This window comes from Breoghania sp. (assembly GCF_030066895.1).
Taxonomy (GTDB): domain Bacteria; phylum Pseudomonadota; class Alphaproteobacteria; order Rhizobiales; family Stappiaceae; genus Breoghania.
In genome coordinates this window covers 24,800-42,644 of record NZ_JASJAV010000015.1, presented here as the reverse complement: position 1 = coordinate 42,644, position 17,845 = coordinate 24,800, and the positions used below count along the sequence as shown (strand labels likewise).

General features: G+C 62.3%; 13 protein-coding genes and 6 pseudogenes. 18 read left to right on the top strand and 1 reads right to left on the bottom strand.

Translation table 11 applies throughout. The annotated features are described in order from the left end of the window. Window positions 1-10 precede the first annotated feature (10 nt). The 14 genes and pseudogenes from QNJ43_RS15090 to QNJ43_RS15025 all read left to right on the top strand — a co-directional run bounded on the left by QNJ43_RS15090 (window position 11) and on the right by QNJ43_RS15025 (window position 13,388). Window positions 11-199: a hypothetical protein gene (locus tag QNJ43_RS15090; protein WP_300471297.1), complete on the top strand. Its 189-nt coding sequence runs from the start codon at window positions 11-13 to the stop codon at window positions 197-199. A 407-nt stretch (window positions 200-606) separates the two neighbouring features. Then, the gene (locus QNJ43_RS15085; protein ID WP_346433004.1) at window positions 607-1,341 is read left to right on the top strand and encodes an acyltransferase; all 735 of its coding nucleotides are present in this window, start codon (window positions 607-609) and stop codon (window positions 1,339-1,341) included. Window positions 1,342-1,382: 41 nt separating this feature from the next. Next, window positions 1,383-2,019 (top strand): annotated as a pseudogene (locus QNJ43_RS15080) (LysE family translocator). 121 nt (window positions 2,020-2,140) lie between these two features. After that, window positions 2,141-3,594: pseudogene (gene hydA, locus QNJ43_RS15075) on the top strand (dihydropyrimidinase). 5 nt (window positions 3,595-3,599) lie between these two features. Further along, window positions 3,600-3,953 (top strand): LysE family transporter, encoded by a 354-nt coding sequence (locus tag QNJ43_RS15070; protein WP_300471295.1) that lies wholly within the window; start codon window positions 3,600-3,602, stop codon window positions 3,951-3,953. Next, the gene (locus QNJ43_RS15065; RefSeq protein ID WP_300471292.1) at window positions 3,950-4,222 is read left to right on the top strand and encodes a hypothetical protein; all 273 of its coding nucleotides are present in this window, start codon (window positions 3,950-3,952) and stop codon (window positions 4,220-4,222) included. The genes QNJ43_RS15070 and QNJ43_RS15065 overlap by 4 nt, the downstream gene beginning before the upstream one ends. Before the next feature lie 95 nt (window positions 4,223-4,317). Beyond that, window positions 4,318-4,737, top strand: a complete 420-nt coding sequence (locus QNJ43_RS15060) for a hypothetical protein (RefSeq protein ID WP_300471289.1) — start codon at window positions 4,318-4,320, stop codon at window positions 4,735-4,737. Window positions 4,738-4,951: 214 nt separating this feature from the next. Beyond that, window positions 4,952-5,779 carry an ABC transporter ATP-binding protein gene (locus tag QNJ43_RS15055; RefSeq protein WP_300471468.1) on the top strand — a complete coding sequence of 276 codons (828 nt, stop codon included), beginning with the start codon at window positions 4,952-4,954 and terminating at the stop codon, window positions 5,777-5,779. 462 nt (window positions 5,780-6,241) lie between these two features. Next, window positions 6,242-7,132, top strand: a complete 891-nt coding sequence (locus QNJ43_RS15050; RefSeq protein ID WP_300471287.1) for an ABC transporter permease — start codon at window positions 6,242-6,244, stop codon at window positions 7,130-7,132. 419 nt (window positions 7,133-7,551) lie between these two features. Further along, window positions 7,552-8,357, top strand: a pseudogene (locus QNJ43_RS15045) (ABC transporter permease). An 89-nt stretch (window positions 8,358-8,446) separates the two neighbouring features. Continuing rightward, window positions 8,447-9,401 (top strand): annotated as a pseudogene (locus QNJ43_RS15040) (ABC transporter substrate-binding protein). A 410-nt stretch (window positions 9,402-9,811) separates the two neighbouring features. After that, complete coding sequence (locus tag QNJ43_RS15035; protein ID WP_300471284.1) at window positions 9,812-10,363, top strand: ferric reductase-like transmembrane domain-containing protein; 552 nt, start codon at window positions 9,812-9,814, stop codon at window positions 10,361-10,363. A 33-nt stretch (window positions 10,364-10,396) separates the two neighbouring features. Continuing rightward, complete coding sequence (locus QNJ43_RS15030; RefSeq protein ID WP_300471281.1) at window positions 10,397-11,026, top strand: hypothetical protein; 630 nt, start codon at window positions 10,397-10,399, stop codon at window positions 11,024-11,026. 322 nt (window positions 11,027-11,348) lie between these two features. Beyond that, window positions 11,349-13,388 (top strand): bifunctional DedA family/phosphatase PAP2 family protein, encoded by a 2,040-nt coding sequence (locus QNJ43_RS15025; protein ID WP_300471278.1) that lies wholly within the window; start codon window positions 11,349-11,351, stop codon window positions 13,386-13,388. A 506-nt stretch (window positions 13,389-13,894) separates the two neighbouring features. Here the strand turns inward: QNJ43_RS15025 and hpaR are convergent. Beyond that, a complete protein-coding gene (hpaR, locus tag QNJ43_RS15020) occupies window positions 13,895-14,326 on the bottom strand; it encodes a homoprotocatechuate degradation operon regulator HpaR (protein ID WP_300471275.1) in 432 nt (143 codons plus the stop codon). 338 nt (window positions 14,327-14,664) lie between these two features. Between hpaR and QNJ43_RS27265 the strand changes: the two are divergent. From QNJ43_RS27265 to QNJ43_RS15000, 4 genes and pseudogenes are all read left to right on the top strand, one after another. Then, window positions 14,665-15,006: pseudogene (locus QNJ43_RS27265) on the top strand (hypothetical protein); the annotation flags it as partial. Window positions 15,007-15,091: 85 nt separating this feature from the next. Next, window positions 15,092-16,039: a lytic murein transglycosylase gene (locus QNJ43_RS15010; RefSeq protein WP_300471273.1), complete on the top strand. Its 948-nt coding sequence runs from the start codon at window positions 15,092-15,094 to the stop codon at window positions 16,037-16,039. Window positions 16,040-16,309: 270 nt separating this feature from the next. Further along, a complete protein-coding gene (locus QNJ43_RS15005; RefSeq protein WP_300471271.1) occupies window positions 16,310-17,287 on the top strand; it encodes a PAS domain S-box protein in 978 nt (325 codons plus the stop codon). Further along, a pseudogene (locus tag QNJ43_RS15000) lies at window positions 17,190-17,840 on the top strand (PAS domain-containing protein). The gene QNJ43_RS15005 and the pseudogene QNJ43_RS15000 overlap by 98 nt, the downstream one beginning before the upstream one ends. Window positions 17,841-17,845: the final 5 nt, after the last annotated feature.

The following is a 17,845-nucleotide window of genomic DNA, read 5'->3' as shown; positions in this document are numbered from 1 at the left end:
GGCGGGGGGCGTGGCGAGGGGGGGCGTCGGCACGACCTTCCCGCCCGCCATCGCCGATCTGATCGGGGATGACGGATGGCCGGTTCTCGGAAGGAGCCAGGGCTTGTCACGGGCGTCCCCCTCTCCCGGAGGGACAGGTGACTGGGCGCGGAGTGAGGAGCTTTATGAGGAGGAAGCGTGGCGGCTGCTGTCGGGGTAGAGAAGGCTGCCATTTGAACCTGGCGAACCCGACAATTGCCGCGGGACCGGTGCCGACCACGGCTATTCCCAAACTCAACGTGCTGCAGGCCGGCCGTGGCCTGGCGGCGCTGGCCGTGCTGCTTTTCCATGTGAATGTCGTCTACGCAAAGGAAGTGGCGCAGGGGTTGAAACTGTTCTCCATTCTCGGACTGGGCAGTGTCGGTGTCGAATTCTTCTTCGTTCTCAGTGGCTTCATCATGATGCTCGTGCACCAGCGCGATATCCGTGCTCCCGCGCGCGTCAAACGCTATGCGCTGGCGCGGCTTGTGCGGATCTATCCGGTCTTTTGGGTGGTGTTCACGCTGCTGCTCGTTGGGCAGGCCGTCATGGCGCGCGCTGAGCCCTCTCTGACGGGGCCGCTTTCCTATCTCTGGGATCTACGCGCTGCTACCGTTCGATGGTCATCCCCCGCTGTCGGCGGCGTGGACGCTGTCGTACGAAATGCTGTTCTACCTGATTTTCGGTCTGGCGATCGTGAACCGCCGGCTCGGCGTTGCCGTGCTGTGCCTGTGGACGTTCACCTGCGCTGCCGCGATGCTCAGGCGCGCGCTCGACCTGATCGATCTGTCCTATCCGCTCTCCTTCCTGCTGACCGATTACAACATCCTGTTTGCGTTTGGCATCGTCTCTGCCCTCCTGTTCCGCTCGCTGTCGGTGAACGGCGCCAGTGGTGTTCTAGCCGCGGGCGGGGTCGTGTTCGCGATCGCCGCCTATCTCGTGGTGTGGCACGACCAGTCGGGGTTGGCGGTGGTGTTCGGACTGGCGGCGGCACTGGTCATCACGGCGCTCGTGCGGTTCGAAATCGCAGGGAAGGTGCGCGTTTCCAAAGGCCTCGTGCGCCTGGGGGATGCGTCCTACTCGGTTTATCTCATGCATGGGCCGGTCATCGTTTTCGTCGCCATGATCCTCGACAGGCTCGGGCTGGCGAGCTGTCTGAGGACCGTCACAACCATGGGCGTGATGGTTGTTGCGGGGCTGGTGGCGGGCCTTGTCCTCCACGTCGCGGTCGAGCGCTCCATCCTGCGCGTTTTGTCAAAATATCTGGTTGGCCGGCGGCTGGGAGTCCGTTGCGGCTACCCGTCAGGCCACGATGGAGGATAGGTGATGAGCACGGTCATCAATGGCGACACGGGAGGAAATCGATGGATCTGACGACAATCCTGTCCTTCGCCGTCGTGGTGGCGTTGCTGGTGGCATCACCCGGACCGAAACGGCGTGCTGATCGCGCGGACCGTACCGACCTTCGGGCAAGGCGGCCGGGTTCGCCGATATTGCCGGGTTCGTCTCCGCCTTCTTCCTGCACGAGGCGTTGGTGGTGTTCGGCCTGTCCGTTCTTCTGGTGCGCTCGGCGGAGCTGTTCTTCGTCGTGAAGATGCTGGGGGCGCGGCCTATCTGTGCTGGATCGGGTTCAAGGCCCTGAAAGAGGCCTGGCGCGGTAACACGCTGCCAGTTTCGGCCCGTCCCGCCCGGCGCAAGCGCACACTTCTGGTGGCCTATGGCGAGGGGTTCCTCACCAATGCACTCAACCCGAAGGTCTCGATATTCTATCTCGCGGCCTTCCCGCAATTCCTGCCGCCGGAAATGGCGGTGACCGCCAACACCTTCACGCTCGTCATCATTCATGCGGCAATCAACGTGGTGTGGTTCGCGGTCATGGTGGCGTTGTTTGCGCGCCTTGCCGCGGCGACCCGGTCCGGCCGGTTCCAGCGCTTCATCAAGGCCGCGACGGGAGCCGTGTTCGTCGGCTTCGGCCTGAAACTTGCGACGATGAGGGCGTGAGGAATGCGGCCGAAAACATCCTAGAGGGGTGCGCGAGCGCAGCCTGCTCATGACGAAACTACCGACCGGCTAGAGCCAGAACGTGACAAACGCGCCTAGCCGAAACCAGATGGGAGCAGACATGGCATCGAAAATCATCAAGGGCGGCACGGTCGTCACCGCGGATCTGAGCTACGAGGCGGACGTCAAGATCGAGGGCGACGTGATCGTCGAGATCGGTCCGAACCTGTCCGGCGACGAGGTGCTGGATGCAACCGGCTGCTACGTGATGCCGGGCGGGATCGATCCGCATACAAATCTGGAGATGCCCTTCATGGGGACCTAATTCTTCGGATGATTTCGAGACCGGCACGCGGGCGGGGCTTGCCGGTGGCACGACCATGGTGGTCGATTTCGCGCTGCCGAACCCGGAGCAATCCCTGCTGGAGGCCATCCAGCGCTGGGACAACAAGTCGACCCGGGCCAATTGCGACTACTCCTTCCACATGGCGATTACCTGGTGGGGCGAGCAGGTCTTCAACGAGATGGAGACGGTGGTTCGCGAGAAGGGTATCAACACCTTCAAGCACTTCATGGCCTACAAGGGCGCGCTGATGGTGGGCGACGACGAGATGTTCGCCTCCTTCCAGCGTTGCGGCGAGCTTGGCGCCCTGCCGCTGGTTCATGCGGAAAACGGCGACGTGGTCGCTCAGCTTCAGGCCAAGCTGATGGCCGAGGGCAATAACGGGCCGGAGGCGCATGCCTATTCGCGACCTGCCGAAGTGGAAGGCGAGGCCACCAACCGCGCCATCATGATCGCCGACATGGCGGGCGTGCCGGTCTATATCGTGCACACGTCGTGCGAGCAGTCGCATGAGGCGATCTGCCGGGTCAAGCAGAACTGCATCCGCTGCTACGGCGAGCCACTAATCCAGCATCTGCTGCTCGATGAAAGCGAATATCAGAGCGGCAACTGGGGTCACTCCGCGCGCCGCATGATGTCGTCGCCGTTCCGCAACAAGAAGCACCAGGACAGCCTGTGGGTGGGCCTTGCGGCGGGCACCCTGCAGGTGGTCGCGACCGACCATTGTGCCTTCACCACCGAGCAGAAGCGGTATGGGTTAAGCGATTTCACCAAGATCTCGAACGGCACTGGCGGAGTGGAAGATCGCCTGCCGCTTCTGTGGACCTACGGTGTGGGCACGGGGCGGTTTTGACGCCGAACGAGTTCGTGGCCGTGACGTCGACCAACATCGCCAAGATCCTAAATATGTACCCGAAGAAGGGCGCGGTGCTGGTGGGCGCCGATGCCGATCTCATCGTCTGGGATCCGGAAAAGGAAAAGACCATTTCCGCCACCAGCCAGCCATCGACTACAACCTCTTCGAGGGCAAGCACGTGAAGGGTCTGCCGCGCTGCGTGATGTCGCACGGGCTGGTGTCGATCGTCGACGGCGAGGTGAAGACGCAGGAAGGCCACGGAAAGTTCGTGGCGCGCGAGCCATTTACGGCGGTCAACAAGGCATTATCGCAGTGGAAGGAAGTCATGGCGCCGCGCAAGGTCGAGCGATCCGGCATTCCGGCGAGCGGGGTCTGAGGCACATGGATATTTCTTCGCTTGCAACCTTCGCGCTCACCGAATTCCTGCTTTGCCTGACGCCGGGACCTGCGGTTCTGCTAGTGGTGGGGATTTCGATGCGGCGGGGCTTTGCCCTGTCGCACTACGCGACGCTCGGAATTCTGGCGACCAACGTCGCCTATTTCACCTTGTCGGCGGTGGGGGTGGCCTCGCTCATTCTAGCGAGCGCGACGCTCTTCACGGTGCTGAAATTCGGCGGCGCCGCGGACGGGCGGATGGCGGCGGCTTCAAGGTCGCACTGGCCGGTCTTTCCAAGACGGAGTCCGTGCCGGGGGTGGAGCTGCCGGGTCGGCTGCGCCTGTTCTGGAAGGGCGTGAGCCTGCAGGCCTCGAATCCGAAGAACCTCGCGATCTTCGTGGCGATCATTCCCCAATTCATCGATCCGGCAGGGCAGGTCGTGGGGCAGATGGTGGTTCTGGGCATCATCTCCGTGGTGGTGGAACTGCCGGTTCTGGTGGCCTACACACTCGCCTTTTCCACGCTGGCGTGGGTCATCACGGCGTCGGCGATCCTGTGGCTGGAGGCGGCGGCCGGCGGTGTGCTGGTAATGCTCGGCGGGGCGCTTGCCTGGCAACGGAGGACGTAAGGAGCGTCGATGGCGGAGGGGGACGCCGCGGGTAGGGAAAATCACAGGCCGGGAGCTGGGCGAACGCTGCTCGGCGGCACGTACTGTCCTACCTGGTGGCGGTTTTCCTCCACACGGCGCTTCCCTTCGAGCGGTTCGGCCCGTTGCCGCTGTTTTCGCTGGCGGGTCTGTGGGACTTGCAGGGGGAATGGTGGGAACTGGGCTGGATGGTCTTTGTCCCGGTGACGCGGTTTCTGCTGGCCCGCGGGCGGCGGGATTGGCTGTCCTTCGGGCTCGCCGGGATCGTCTATGCGTTCGCGACCACGATGGGCGTTGTGTTGGTCATCGTGGCGAGTACGGAGCTGGGAGGATTGGCAGGCCTCATCGTCCTGGCCCTGCTGACGGCGATCCTGTCGGGAATCTTCATCCCGGCCAACCTGATCTACTGGGCGCTGGCGATCCATCCGGGAACGCTCGGGGTATGGCAGCGGATCTGTGGAGGGGGCACCGGACGGGAGGCGAAAAGGGGCGCCTGAGCGGTCGCCGCAGATTGGGCTCCAGATGGGGGCTTTGGCGAGTATGGCGGCATGCGCCTTGCTTGTCCTTGCGGCACTTTCGATGCCGCTGGGGCCGCCATGCAGGACGGGTCGAGAGAATACGGCGGGAGGGCGAATGTTCGAGGCCGTCTCCGGCGAGTGCTGTGCAAACAGAAGAAACGGAGGACGTGAGTAGGTGACAATCAGTGAGGCAGTGAAGTCTCCGAAGCAGGCGGACGGCGGCGCACATCGAGCGGCGGCGGGCGCATCCGTCATCCATGCGCAGAATCTGAGCTTCACCTTTCCGGCGGCGGACGCGCCTGTGCAGGCGCTTTCCGACATCAATCTGGAGGTGAAGCGCGGCGAGTTCGTCTCGTTCATTGGACCGTCAGGCTGTGGCAAGACCACGCTCTTGCGCGTCATCGCGGATCTAGAACAGCCGACATCGGGGGCGATCTCGGTCAATGGCGGCACGCCGGAGCAGGCGCGGCTCGACCGCTCCTACGGCTACGTGTTTCAGGTCGCGGGGCTTTATCCGTGGCGCACGATCGCGGGGAACATCGCGCTGCCGCTGGAAATCATGGGGTTTACCAATGCTGAACAGCAAAAGCGCATCGCGAAGAACCTGGAGCTGGTCAATCTCTCTGGGTTCGAGCGCAAGTTCCCCTGGCAGCTATCGGGCGGCATGCAGCAGCGCGCCTCGATCGCCCGGGCGCTTTCCTTCGATCCCGATCTCCTGCTGATGGACGAGTCCTTCGGCGCGCTCGACGAGATCGTGCGCGATCACCTCAACGAGCAGCTTCTGCGGCTATGGGCGAAGACGGAGAAGACGTTTGTCTTCGTTACGCACTCGATTCCGGAGGCGGTGTTTCTGTCGACCAAGATCGTGGTGATGAGCCCCCGGCCGGGCCGCATCTACGACATCATCGAGAGCGACCTGCCGCGCGACCGCACATTCGATATCCGCGAGACGCCGAAGTTCCTGGAGATCGCGTACCGGGTGCGGGAAGGCTTGCGGGCGGAGCATTCCTATGAGGATTGAGGCATCAAGTTCCTCCGTCGTCACCCGGCGCAGTCCGAAGGCTGTATGTGTCCATGCTAGCCCCATATTCAGCGGCATCCCGGCTTCCGAGCCGGGATCCATTGGCGCTGCAGCGGTTGCCGGCCGTGCTTCGGCGCGCAGATGCGCGCATCTGCGCCCGAAAGGGCGCTGCGAGGTCAGGGCCGAAGGTGCGTGTCTGCGACACGCCGGGGCGGAGGCTTCGTCTGGCGAGAGGGTAATGGATCCCGGCTCGGAGGCCGGGGTGACATCGAATGTGAGGTTGGGTCTATTCGTTGGCCGCGGGCGCCAATCACCTCTCCCATGGGGAGAGGTCGACGCGAAGCGTCGGGTGACGGATGTTGGGCTATCGTGGATACGGAAAATGCGACACCCCTCACCCCGGCCCTCTTCCCATGAGAGAGGGGGGCTTGTCCGGAATTTGTCGGAACGGAGGGCTGCCGCATGACTCGCCTTTTCTCTGGTCGTACCGGGCCCGTGCTTGTCGTCGTTCTCGCTATCATCGCAATCTGGTATGCGGCGGCCGTCCATCTCAATGCGCCGTTCCAGCGCGATACCTATGCGCGCGCCAAGCTAGCGGACGTGCCGGTCTCGCAGCTTATCTCCGACACGCTCAATCAGGAGCGGCCCGTTCTGCCTGCGCCGCATCAGGTGGCGGAGGAGATCTGGAAGACGACGGTCCTGAAGAAGATCACCTCGAAACGCAGCCTCGTCTATCACGCAGGGATCACGCTTTCTTCCACGATGCTGGGCTTCATCATTGGCACCGTGCTCGGCATTCTGCTGGCCGTGGGCATCGTGCACAGCCGTGTGCTCGACAAGTCGTTGATGCCGTGGGTGATCTCCTCGCAGACGATCCCGATCCTGGCGATCGCTCTGATGATCATCGTGGTGTTGAACGCGGTGGGCATATCGGGGCTGCTGCCCAAGGCGTTCATCTCCACCTATCTGTCGTTCTCCCCCGTCACCGTCGGCATGGTGAAGGGGCTGAGATCACCGGAAATCCTGCATCTCGATCTGATGCGCACCTACAACATCTCGAAAAACCAGGTCTTCTGGAAGCTCAGATTTCCCTATGCGGTGCCCTATCTCTTCACCTCCATGAAGGTGGCGGTGGCGGCCTCGCTGGTAGGCGCTATCGTCGGTGAGCTTCCGACGGGAGCTGTCGCCGGGCTCGGCGAGCGGCTTCTTTCCGGCTCCTACTACGGGCAGACGGTGCAGATCTGGTCGGCGTTGATCGCGGCCTCCGTCATGGCAGCGGTGCTGGTGGCACTGGTCGGGCTCGTCAACGGGGTCGTTCTGAAGCGGATGGGGATGGCGCGACGAGCAAGATGAGCGGTTCGGGGTGACCGGCGTTCTTGCCGGGGGTGTACTGGTTGCCTGCCTGGCTTCGATCTTATCGCCTCCCTTTCGGTAGGCTGATTCGCAAGGGGTGAAACTTTAACTCGTCGCCGCGGCTGCGATCCTTGCAATATTGTCGCTCGGATTGTTGGAGCCGAGACTGCGCGGATTTGTTTCCGACAGCCTTCTCAGCTTCCTTCCCCCTGGATTTTCGTCATTCCGGATGCTCTGTGGGATGGCGGGACGGAACTCCATGCTCGGGCGGGGCGGTTGGCAAGCGCGTACCTCTTGCTGGCGGCGATCGCGTTTGCTTTCGTCACATTGGCGCACGCGGCATCCTTACAGCCGGGAGATGTGGCCGGCGAAATCTGGTGGCTGACGATTGCGGCCTGGGGCGCGCTGCCTGGTTGTTCGTGGAACGGTTGGCTCTCTGGCAAGCTCGGAGCTGCACGATACAGCGATTGATCAACCTGTCGATACCGTTGGCGTTCGGCATGACGATCCTGCTTCTGTGGCAAGTCGCCGTCACCGGTTTCGGCGTGCCGAAAGTGCTTCTGCCTGCACCATCCGAAATCTGGGTGCGACTTGTCGGCGGGTTCCCGACGCCGCTTTGGGAGGATTTCTGCCAGACGTTCCTCAAAGCCGTGCTGATCGGCTACGCGCTGGGCTGCGGGACCGGGTTTGTCGTCGCCATTCTGGTGGATCGGGTGCCGTTCCTGAAACGCGGCCTGTTGCCAGTGGGCAATCTGGTCTCCGCGCTGCCGTCGTGGGCGTGGCGCCGATCATGGTGATGTGGTTCGGCTTCGACTGGCCGTCGAAGGCGGCGATCGTCATCATCCTGACCTTCTTCCGGATGCTGGTGAACACGGTGTCGGGGCTGGCGGCGGCCGATCACATGCAGCGTGATCTGATGCGCACCTATGTCGCTTCGCACTGGCAGACGCTCGTCAAGCTCAGGCTGCCGCAGGCGCTGCCGTTCATTTTCAATGTCCTGAAGATCAATTCCACGCTGGTGCTGATCGGCGCCATCGTCGCGGAATTCTTCGGCACGCCCACCGTGGGCATGGGCTTTCGCATATCGACCGAAGTCGGCCGGATGAATGTCGACGTGATCTGGGCCGAGATCGCCGTAGCGGCGCTCGCAGGCTCCGCCTTTTACGGGTTGATGACGCTTTTGGAGAGGGTTTTCAAGTTCTGGCATCCTTCGTTCTGCACATAAAAAACAGGGAACGGGTTTGCCGAAACCAGAGGGAGAAGAGAAATAAGGAAGGTAGTGTGGGGGGCCTGGCCTTGGCAGCCGGGTTCGGCATGGCAAGTGCGAGCATGTCCGGGGCCCAGGCCGCCGACGAGGTGACGCTGCAGCTCAAATGGGTCACCCAGGCACAGTTCGGCGGCTACTACGTGGCCAAGGACAAGGGTTTCTATGACGAGGAAGGCCTCGATGTCACCATCAAGCCGGGCGACCCGGACATCGCGCCGCCGCAGGTGATCGCCGGTGGCGGGGCCGACGTCATCGTCGACTGAATGCCGTCCGCTCTCGTAAGCCGCGAAAAGGGCGTGCCGCTGATCAATATCGCCCAACCGTTCAAGAAGTCCGGCATGATGCTGACCTGCCTGAAGGAAAGCGGCGTCAAGACGCCGGAGGACTTCAAGGGCAAGACGCTGGGCGTCTGGTTCTACGGCAACGAATATCCGTTCCTGTCGTGGATGGCGCATCTCGACATTCCGACGGACGGCGGTCCGGACGGCGTGAAGGTGCTGAAGCAGGGCTTCAAAGTCGATCCGCTTCTGCAGAAGCAGGCGGCCTGCATCTCCACCATGACCTACAACGAGTACTGGCAGGTGATAGACGCCGGTATTTCGGCCGACGATCTGGTCGTCTTCAAGTACGAGGACCAGGGCGTGGCGACGCTTGAGGACGGGCTCTACGTCCTGGAGAAGGACCTTGATGAGTCCCGCCTTCGTCGACAAGATGGCGCGGTTCGTGAAGGCTTCGATGAAGGGCTGGGCCTATGCGCGCGAGCACCCGAACGAGGCGGCCGACATCTTTCTGGAAAACGATGCCACGGGCGCGCAAACGGAAAAGCACCAGCGCCGGATGATGCGTGAGATCAACAAGCTCACGGAAGGGTCCGACGGCTCGCTCGATGAGGCCGATTATACGCGCACGGTCGAGACGCTGCTGTCGGGCGGTTCGGACCCGGTCATCACCAAGAAGCCGGAAGGCACCTGGACGCACGCGGTGACCGACAAGGCGATGTGAGCCAAGGCACTATCGCGGACAAGGCTCGGGCGAGGGGGAGACCTCTCGCCCGAGGCGTTTTGGGGGAAGGCTGGGCATTTCTCCTGACCTCTCCGTCGTTTTATCGCTGTAACGATCTTACGCCGGAAAGCTGGAGCCGGATCGGGCACGTTTTGCCCGTGACTGTCATCTCCCCGCGCAGGCGGGGATCCAGTACCCTGTGAGGGGCGCCATCCCACTCCATGTGCGAAATCCTGGGGTTACTGGGTCCCCGCCTGCGCGGGGATGACAACCGTGCAAAGGAATACCGGCGGAGGCACACGACGGTATCTCATCGCATGGGAGCGATGCCTTATCGTCGAATTTTGTTCGAACCTTCAAAAATAACGCAAGGTCATTGAATGAAATCCGATCGCGGATAGCATGGGCACATGGATCCGTTCATCCTCATTGTCCTCTATATTGCGATAACGCTTGCGCCACTCGTCCTGGCCGTTGCGACGAATTTTTCTCTGCGCAATCTCGGCGATGAACTGACTGCCGGGCTCGGGATGGCTACCTTCGCGATGATCCTGGTGGAGTTCGTGCTGTCGGGGCGGTTCCGGCTGGTTTCTCGGCGCATTGGGTCGGACGTGACCATGCGCCTGAATCAGTTGCTTGCGCGCACCGCGCTCGTCTTTGCGCTGCTGCATCCCTTCTTCTACATCTCGCCGCTCACGGTGCCGCGTCCCTGGGACGTGACGCGTGATGAGATCCTGCTCTACCGCGCCGATTTTCTGGTAACGGGAACATTGGGCTGGGTGCTGTTGGTCCCGTTCGTTTTGATGGCGATCGGGCGGGACAGCCTGCCCTTTCGATATGAGACATGGCGGGCGATGACGGGGCGGGGGCGGCGCTCACCGTTGCCGCGCTCGGCTATCACACGCTGGTCGGGGGACGCTATGCGGGCGATCCGGTGCTCGCTGCGTTCTGGTTTGCGCTGATTGCGATTGCTGCGGCCGCGGGCGGGCGGCTCGGTGTTTGTCTACAAGGCAGGTCAGTTCGCCTGGCTCAATATCGGCCACAGTCCGTTTTCGCTCCATGAAAATCCGTTCTCGATCTCCTCGGCCCCGGCGGAGCGGGAGAGGGTGTGCTTCCTCATCAAGGAGGTCGGCGATTTCACCCGCACGCTCGGTACCATCAAGCCGGGAACGGTCGCCTTCATGGACGGGCCGCACGGCCATCTGACGATTGCGGGTAGAAAGGCAAACGGCGTGGCGCTGATTGTGGGCAGGGTGGGGCTTGCTCCGCTTCTCGGCATCGCCCGGCAAGCGCAGGGGGAAGGCGACACGCGGCCGATGGTGCTGATTTACGGCAACCGCACGCAGCATCAGATCGCGCATCGTGACGAACTGGAGGCCATGAGCCTGGAGCGGGAGACGTCCAAGGTGGTGCATGTGTTGAGCGAGCCGCCCGACGACTGGCAGGGCGCGCGCGGTCTGGTCAGCGAGGACATCATCCGTGCATCTTGTGGCGGCGATATTCCCGCCGATTGGCTTTTCGTCTTATGCGGCTCTGCACCAATGCTGTCGGCGGTCGAGACGCTGCTTCGTTGCACGGGCGTTCCGGCCCACTCGATCCTCAGCGAACGCTTTGATTGCGATTGAGGATTTTCCGTTCATGACGTCGGATCAACGCCATCTTCTCGTCTATGCCGGGCTGACGCTCGTTTTGGTCGTCGCCGTGATCGTTTTCGCGATGCGGTAGAAGAGGCGGAATGTATTGGTCTGTAAATTGGTCCCGAAACCCATTAGATAGCGCTTGCGGTCGGCTCGCTCCGAGTCCGGCCCTTTTCTTTCGCGCACGAGCGGATTCGGTTCGATTTGAAGCGGATCTCGGTTCTAACTCTTTGTTTTTGTGCAAGTCCGGACGAAGCAGCTGCGTCCGCCTGTCCCGGACTTGCTTCAGGCGGGATTGCAAGGCCTACCCATGAGCCCCATGACCTTCACGTTGGATCTGGCAAATTGGGTGATCTCGTATCTCGGCGAAAACCCGCACCTCTCCGTCGCTGTTGTCTTCATGATCTCGATGGGCGAGGCGCTGCTGATCATCGGGCTGTTCGTGCCCTCCACCGTGGTGCTGGTGGGCGCGGGGACGCTGGTCGGCGGCGGGAAGCTTGATTTCTGGCCGATCTTTGTGGCGACCACGATGGGCGCGATCATCGGCGATGCGGTGTCCTACTGGGCCGGGCGGGTTTATGGCGCGCAGCTCAAGCGCATGTGGCCGCTGTCGCGTTATCCGGGGCTGGTAACCAAGAGCGAGATGTTCTTCGCCAATCACGGCGGCAAGTCGATCGCCGTCGGCCGGTTCGTGCCCGGCGTGAAGGCGGTCATTTCCGGCATCGCGGGCATGATGGGCATGAGCAACCCGCGCTTTCTGACCATCAACGTGCTGTCGGCCTTCGTTTGGTCGCTGACCCATCTGCTGCCCGGCGTCTTCATCGGCAAGGGACTGGCGGTGGCGAACCAGGTCTCGGGCCGGTTCGCCATCGTGCTTTTCGCGCTGATCGGGGCCGTGTTCATTGCTGCGTGGGTGATCCGGGTCGTCGTCATGAGCGCGATCCCGCTGCTGATCAATCTGCAAACGCGCTTCGTCACCTATGCCGCAGCGCGGCCGGAGCGCGTGTGGCAATGGCTGGCGGACACGCTGGCGCCGGAAAATCCTAAGGCGTTGCGCGTGGTGATGCTGAGCGCGGTGCTGGCGGCGGGTGGCATCGGTTTCGCCTCGCTGCTGGAAAACCTGATCGCCCAGAACTCGCTCGCCTATGCGGATCTCTCCATCGCCAATCTGGCGCAATCGGTGCGCAACACGCCTGCTGACCGGGTGATGGTGGCGATCACCATGATCGGCGACGGCACGGTGCTGATCGCGCTGGGGGCGGTGATCGTCACCTGGTTGCTGGTGCGCCGGGCCTGGACGATCGCGGCTGCAGCCATCGTGACGATGGCGTCGGCGGCGCTGTTCGTCCCCTTCATGAAGCTCATCCTGCAGAGCGCGCGGCCGAACGACATTTTCGGCGGCGCGGATCTCTATACCTTCACCTTCCCCTCCGGCCACGCGACGCTTGCGACGGTGGTGTTCGGGGTTCTGGCGGTGCTGATCGGGTTGGGGCTCGGGCGATCGGGCAAGGCGGTGATCTTTGCCTGCGCGGGCGCCATCATCGTGGCGACCGCTTGTTCGAGGATCTATCTCGGCGCGCACTGGCCGTCCGACGTCGCGGGCGGGTTCCTGTTCGGGATCTCCATGACAGCGGCCTTTGCGCTGGCGCTGGAAGCGACGCGGCCGGAAAAGATCGCACCGGTGGCACTCGGTGTAGTGTCGCTGGCCATCTACGGCATCGTCTCCTTCGTCTATGTCTCCAACGGACATGCCACGGCGATGCTGTTCTACAGCGAGCCGATCCACACGACGGTGATCACCGAAACCAATTGGCGCGAGACCGGCTGGGCGGACATGCCCGCGCGCCGCATCGAGCTTACGGGCGAAACCGGCGAGCCCTTCATCGCGCAATGGGCGGGGCCGGTGGACGCGCTGGAAAAGCGCATACGCGACAACGGCTGGGAGATCGTGCCGACCTGGTCATGGGTCGACGTGCTGGCCTATTCCGACGGGCGCAACCGCATCGACAAGCTGCTGCCGCGTCCCTCGCTGCATGAGGGACAGCTGGCCAATCTCAGCGCGACGCGGGCGACTCCCGCCGATGACGGGCGACTGGTGCTCCGGGCCTGGAAAACGGACACGATCGTGACCGGAAAGGACGACGAACGCTGGCCGCTGGTGCTCATCAGCCTGACGCTGGAGCGCAAGAAGGAACTACCGCTGGTCGCGCTGCCGCACGACGTTCCCGCACCGCAGGAAGACGTGATTCCGACCCTGCGTCTGCTGGCGCGCGATGCGCGGACCGAACCGGTTCAAAAGGAGCCCGGCTCTAAGCGGTGCCCGCCGATGCTGATCCGGGCGATCCGGTGAGGCCTTCCGATTTTTGACGGAAACGGATGGGAGCTGTCCGGTTGAACCGTCGGGTCACCCATCCTTCGAGACGGTGCTCACGCGCCTCCTCAGTATCTGGCCCGAAAATGGTATTGGGGTGTTCCAGTTCCATTTCTTCCGTCATTGCCGGCTCCGACCGGCAATCCATGCTGTGAAGTTTCAAAGCGGTAAGAGGCAGATATTGTGGAATAATCCAACCGCTTTCCATGCCGATAGATCACGGAATGGATCCCGGCTCGGAGGCCGGGATGACGAGCGGAGAGTATTACGGGCAACCCGATACCGTTTTTAGGCCGGGCATTCAGGATGGGCCGCACAGCCGAAACCCGTCGGTGTGGAGCTTGTCGGCTCCACTCCCCAAAGGATGCTCCCCCGAGCGCCGTGTTTTCCGATTGTGACGTGAGGATTTTTCAGTGGGCTTTCGAGCCTTGTTGAAGGCCGGGGCGAGAAAGGGCCGCCGTGTGCGATCCCATCAGGTCGCCCGGTCACTCCATCGCGCCGGTTTCCGCGCTCGTGCGTTTCGACTTGAGGGCGCTGATCATGCGCTCCAGCACGTCATAGGCCTCGTGCATCAGGTCATGCCCGATATCGGAGATGATGGATTCGTACAATCTGTCCGACTCGGGCGCGATCTGCTTGAACAGAGCCCGTCCCTTGGGGGCGATGGTTACGATAACGCGGCGCTGGTCGGCCGTGTTGGGGCGCCGGTCGATAATGCCCGCGGCGTCCAGCTTCGGTAATATGCGCGACAGACTGGCGGGATGAATGCCGCACACCTCGCTCAAATCGAGGATCTCGCGCGAATTCACCTCCATCAATGCCCTAATGATGCGCCATTGCTGGTCGGTCAGACCATTCGCATGGAGATGTGGGCGAAACCGCAGCATCACCTCCTCACGGGCAGCCATAAGTTGCATCGGCAGCGACTGGTGAAACGGACGTAGCTCACCTTCCTCACTGCTTACGTTGTGTTGCGGACCGGACTTCAAATTATTTGCCGTCAATTGGATCGCCTTGTGTTTTGCTCAATGCTGCGGCAATGGGAAGTCGTGCCAGTTTCTATCAATGTTTCCGGGGTATTGGAGACCGTCCCGGTTATTAAGTTGACTTATAAAATATATTTATTACCGGATCTTATATCATATTATCGGTAATGGAATAGGACTGTACCGGCACTTGTCAAAAAACATTTCGCGTGTTTGCCCGTATCGTCACGACTTTGGTTGTAGATTTGCGCCGCGCCGCGCCGCGCGGCATGGCAGGGTATGGAACGGTTCGAAGGGGTGGTTTTCACAAACGTGATTCGGACAGGGCCGATCGTCGGGTGCATCGTTCGGGATGCGGATTGCGATCGTCTCGGGGGCGTGGACAAACGTGGAGTGCGCGAATGCGGCGACTTGCAACGACAATAGCGGGCCTGGCTGCCCTGACGACTGCAGCCGTGGCAATGGCGGGGGGATTGGCCGTGTGGGAAGCCCAGGCCGTCGGGTGCCGCAATAATCCGGGCGATTTCAGCCGCTGGCTTCAGGACTTCAAGGCCGAGGCGCGGAAGGCGGGCATTTCACAGCGCACGATTTCCGCCTCGCTCGACGGTCTGCAATACGATCCCTCCATCGTGCGCAAGGATCGCGCGCAGAGCGTTTTCTCCCAGAGCTTTCTGCTTTCTGGAATTTTCCAACCGGATGGTCTCCGGCTATCGGATGAAGCACGGCACGCGCCTGCTTCGCGAGAATGCGGCGAAGTTCCGCGAGCTGGAACGCCGCTACGGCGTGCCCGGGCCGGTCATTATCGGCTTCTGGGGGCTTGAGACGGATTTCGGCGCCAATATCGGCAATCTGCCGGTGATGAAATCGCTGGCGACGCTGACCTTTGACTGCCGTCGTCCGGAGCTTTTCCGCGAGCAGTTGATGAGCGCGCTCAAGATTGCGGAACGCGGAGACCTGCGGCCGCGGGAGATGATCGGCGCGTGGGCGGGCGAACTCGGCCAGCTGCAGTTCCAGCCCAAGGATTATTACGAGCTCGGCGTCGACTATAACGGCAATGGCCGGGTCAACCTGCTCACGGAAGTGCCCGACGTGCTGGCCTCCGGCGCGCGGCTCATCCAGAGCCACGGCTGGCGGGCGGGCGAACCGTGGCTGGTGGAAGTGCGCGTGCCGCACTCGATGCCCTGGCAGGAAGCGGGACTTGAGATCCATCACGGAGAGGCCAAGTGGTCGTCCTGGGGCGTGACCCAGCGCGACGGCTCGCCGCTGAAATCGACGGGTCTGGAATCGTCGCTGCTGTTGCCCATGGGCCGCAACGGACCGGCCTTCCTCGCCTATCCTAATTTCGACGTCTATCTGCAGTGGAACCAGTCGCTGGTCTACGCCACAACGGCGGCTTATTTCGCCACCTGTCTGGCCACTGCGCCGCCGCGTTTTGCCGGCAATGCCAAGGTGGAGGCGCTGAGCTTCAGGCAGATCAAGCAACTGCAGCATCTCCTGCAGGGGCGCGGTTATGGCGTGGGCTGTGTGGATGGCATGATCGGCGCCAATACGCGCGCCTCCGTGCGCGACGTTCAGGCCAAGCTCGGGCTGCTGGTCGACGGCTATCCCGCGCAGAGCCTTCTGCAGCGTCTTGCGGGTAACTGACCCGTGACGGGCGGTTCCCGGCCGTCTCCTGATCGTCCCTCGTGTCGGCTCGCCTGCAGGCCGAAAGGCCACAGACAGATATAACAATACCTTACTTAACAGCCCGGTGTTATCGTCATCCACGTGAGTTGTCATTAGAACGGAACATGCAAAAGCGGCATCGTTTTGTAGGCAGCCCGAGGAAGGGCAACGTTACCCCGCTTGTTTCACGTCTCAAGATCCCGGCATGACGCGCTTTTAAGCTTCTGGTGATCCCCGCAGGACGGTCGGATGACGGGTATGCTTGGCAGGTACAAAGGCAGCGTCGCTAACCGGATAATCTTCTGGCTCGTCGTCTTCAGCATCCTGGCCGGCACGGTAGTGACGGCTGTTCAGTTCTACTTCGTATACGAACGACAGGTCTCGCGTATGGAGAAAAGTCTCGCAGGCGCGGAACGCTCCTACATGCCGAGCGTGAGCCGCGCCCTGTGGATCCACGACACAACGCAACTGGAGATGCTGGTCGAAGGCATCGAGGCGGCGGGCAACATCGTCTATGTCTGCGTGTCGGAGAACGATCGTCCGTTGGTTGAGGCGGGGACCCATCCCGGCGACGACGCGGTCGTGTGGAACAAGCCGATCACCTTCGTCCATCGCGGAACCTCGGTGAATATCGGCAGGCTGCTGATCTCCGCCGATCTGAGCAACATTCATCAGCATATGCTGGGGCTGGCGGTCCGGCTGTTCGCCACGAACATGGCGATCACCGTGGCGGTGGCGATCTTCGTCTATTTCGTCTTCTCGCGCCTGGTGACGCGGCATCTGGGCGCCATTGCGGACCAGTTGAGCGGCATAACCGCCCACGATCTGGGATCCGTTCTCAAGCTGCAACGTCCGGGGCGGGGCGCGGGAACGGCCGATGAGTTCGACCTTCTCGTCTCCGCCTTCAACGGCCTCAGGGAACGGTTGCGGGAAAGCCAGCGTACCGCCGGAAAAGGGCGCGACGAGCTGAAGGCGGGCGAGCGGCGCTATCGCAGCATTCTCGACGAGATGCTGGATACCTACTACCGCACGAATGCGGAGGGGTGGGTGACGATGGTCACGCCCTCCATGTACGACCTGCTCGGTTGGCACCCGGAGGAGGCGCTCGGGCACAAGGCGGCGGAATTCTATGTCGATACGGAGGACCATCGCTGGTTCCTGGAGGCCTTCAAGCATCAGGGAGGTGCGGTGCGTGGCATCGGGACGGTCGCACGATCTGGGTGTTGACGACGGCGCGCATCTACCAGGAGACGATCAGAGGAAAATCGCCGGCATCGAGGGGATTGCGCGCGATATCACCGAACAGAGAAATGCCGCGGATGCGGTGCGCACCAGTCGCAACCAGTTGCGTCTCATTGCGGATTCCGTGCCTGCGCTGATCCTCTACGTTGATCGCGATCTCAAGATCCGCTTCGCCAATCGGGAGGCGGCGGAATGGTTTGCGCGCGACATCGACGAGCTTGTCGACGCCGATATCGCGGCGGTCTCGAACGATGTTTGGGTAGAGTGGCTGCAGTCGCATTGGGAGGCGGCGCTCAAGGGTGAGATGTAGCTTGTCTCCGACACGCTCCCCAATCCCGACGGCAAGGAGCGCGTGCTGGAATTGCGGCTCGTCCCGCGTGTGCGCGCCGACGGCCGTGTGGAAGGCTTCTTCGCCCTCGGGCTGGATCTGACGGAGAGACAGGCGCTGGAGGTGCGGCTATTCCAGTCCCAGAAGATGGAGTCTGTCGGTCAGCTCACCGGCGGCGTTGCCCATGATTTCAACAACCTGCTCGGGTGATCCTG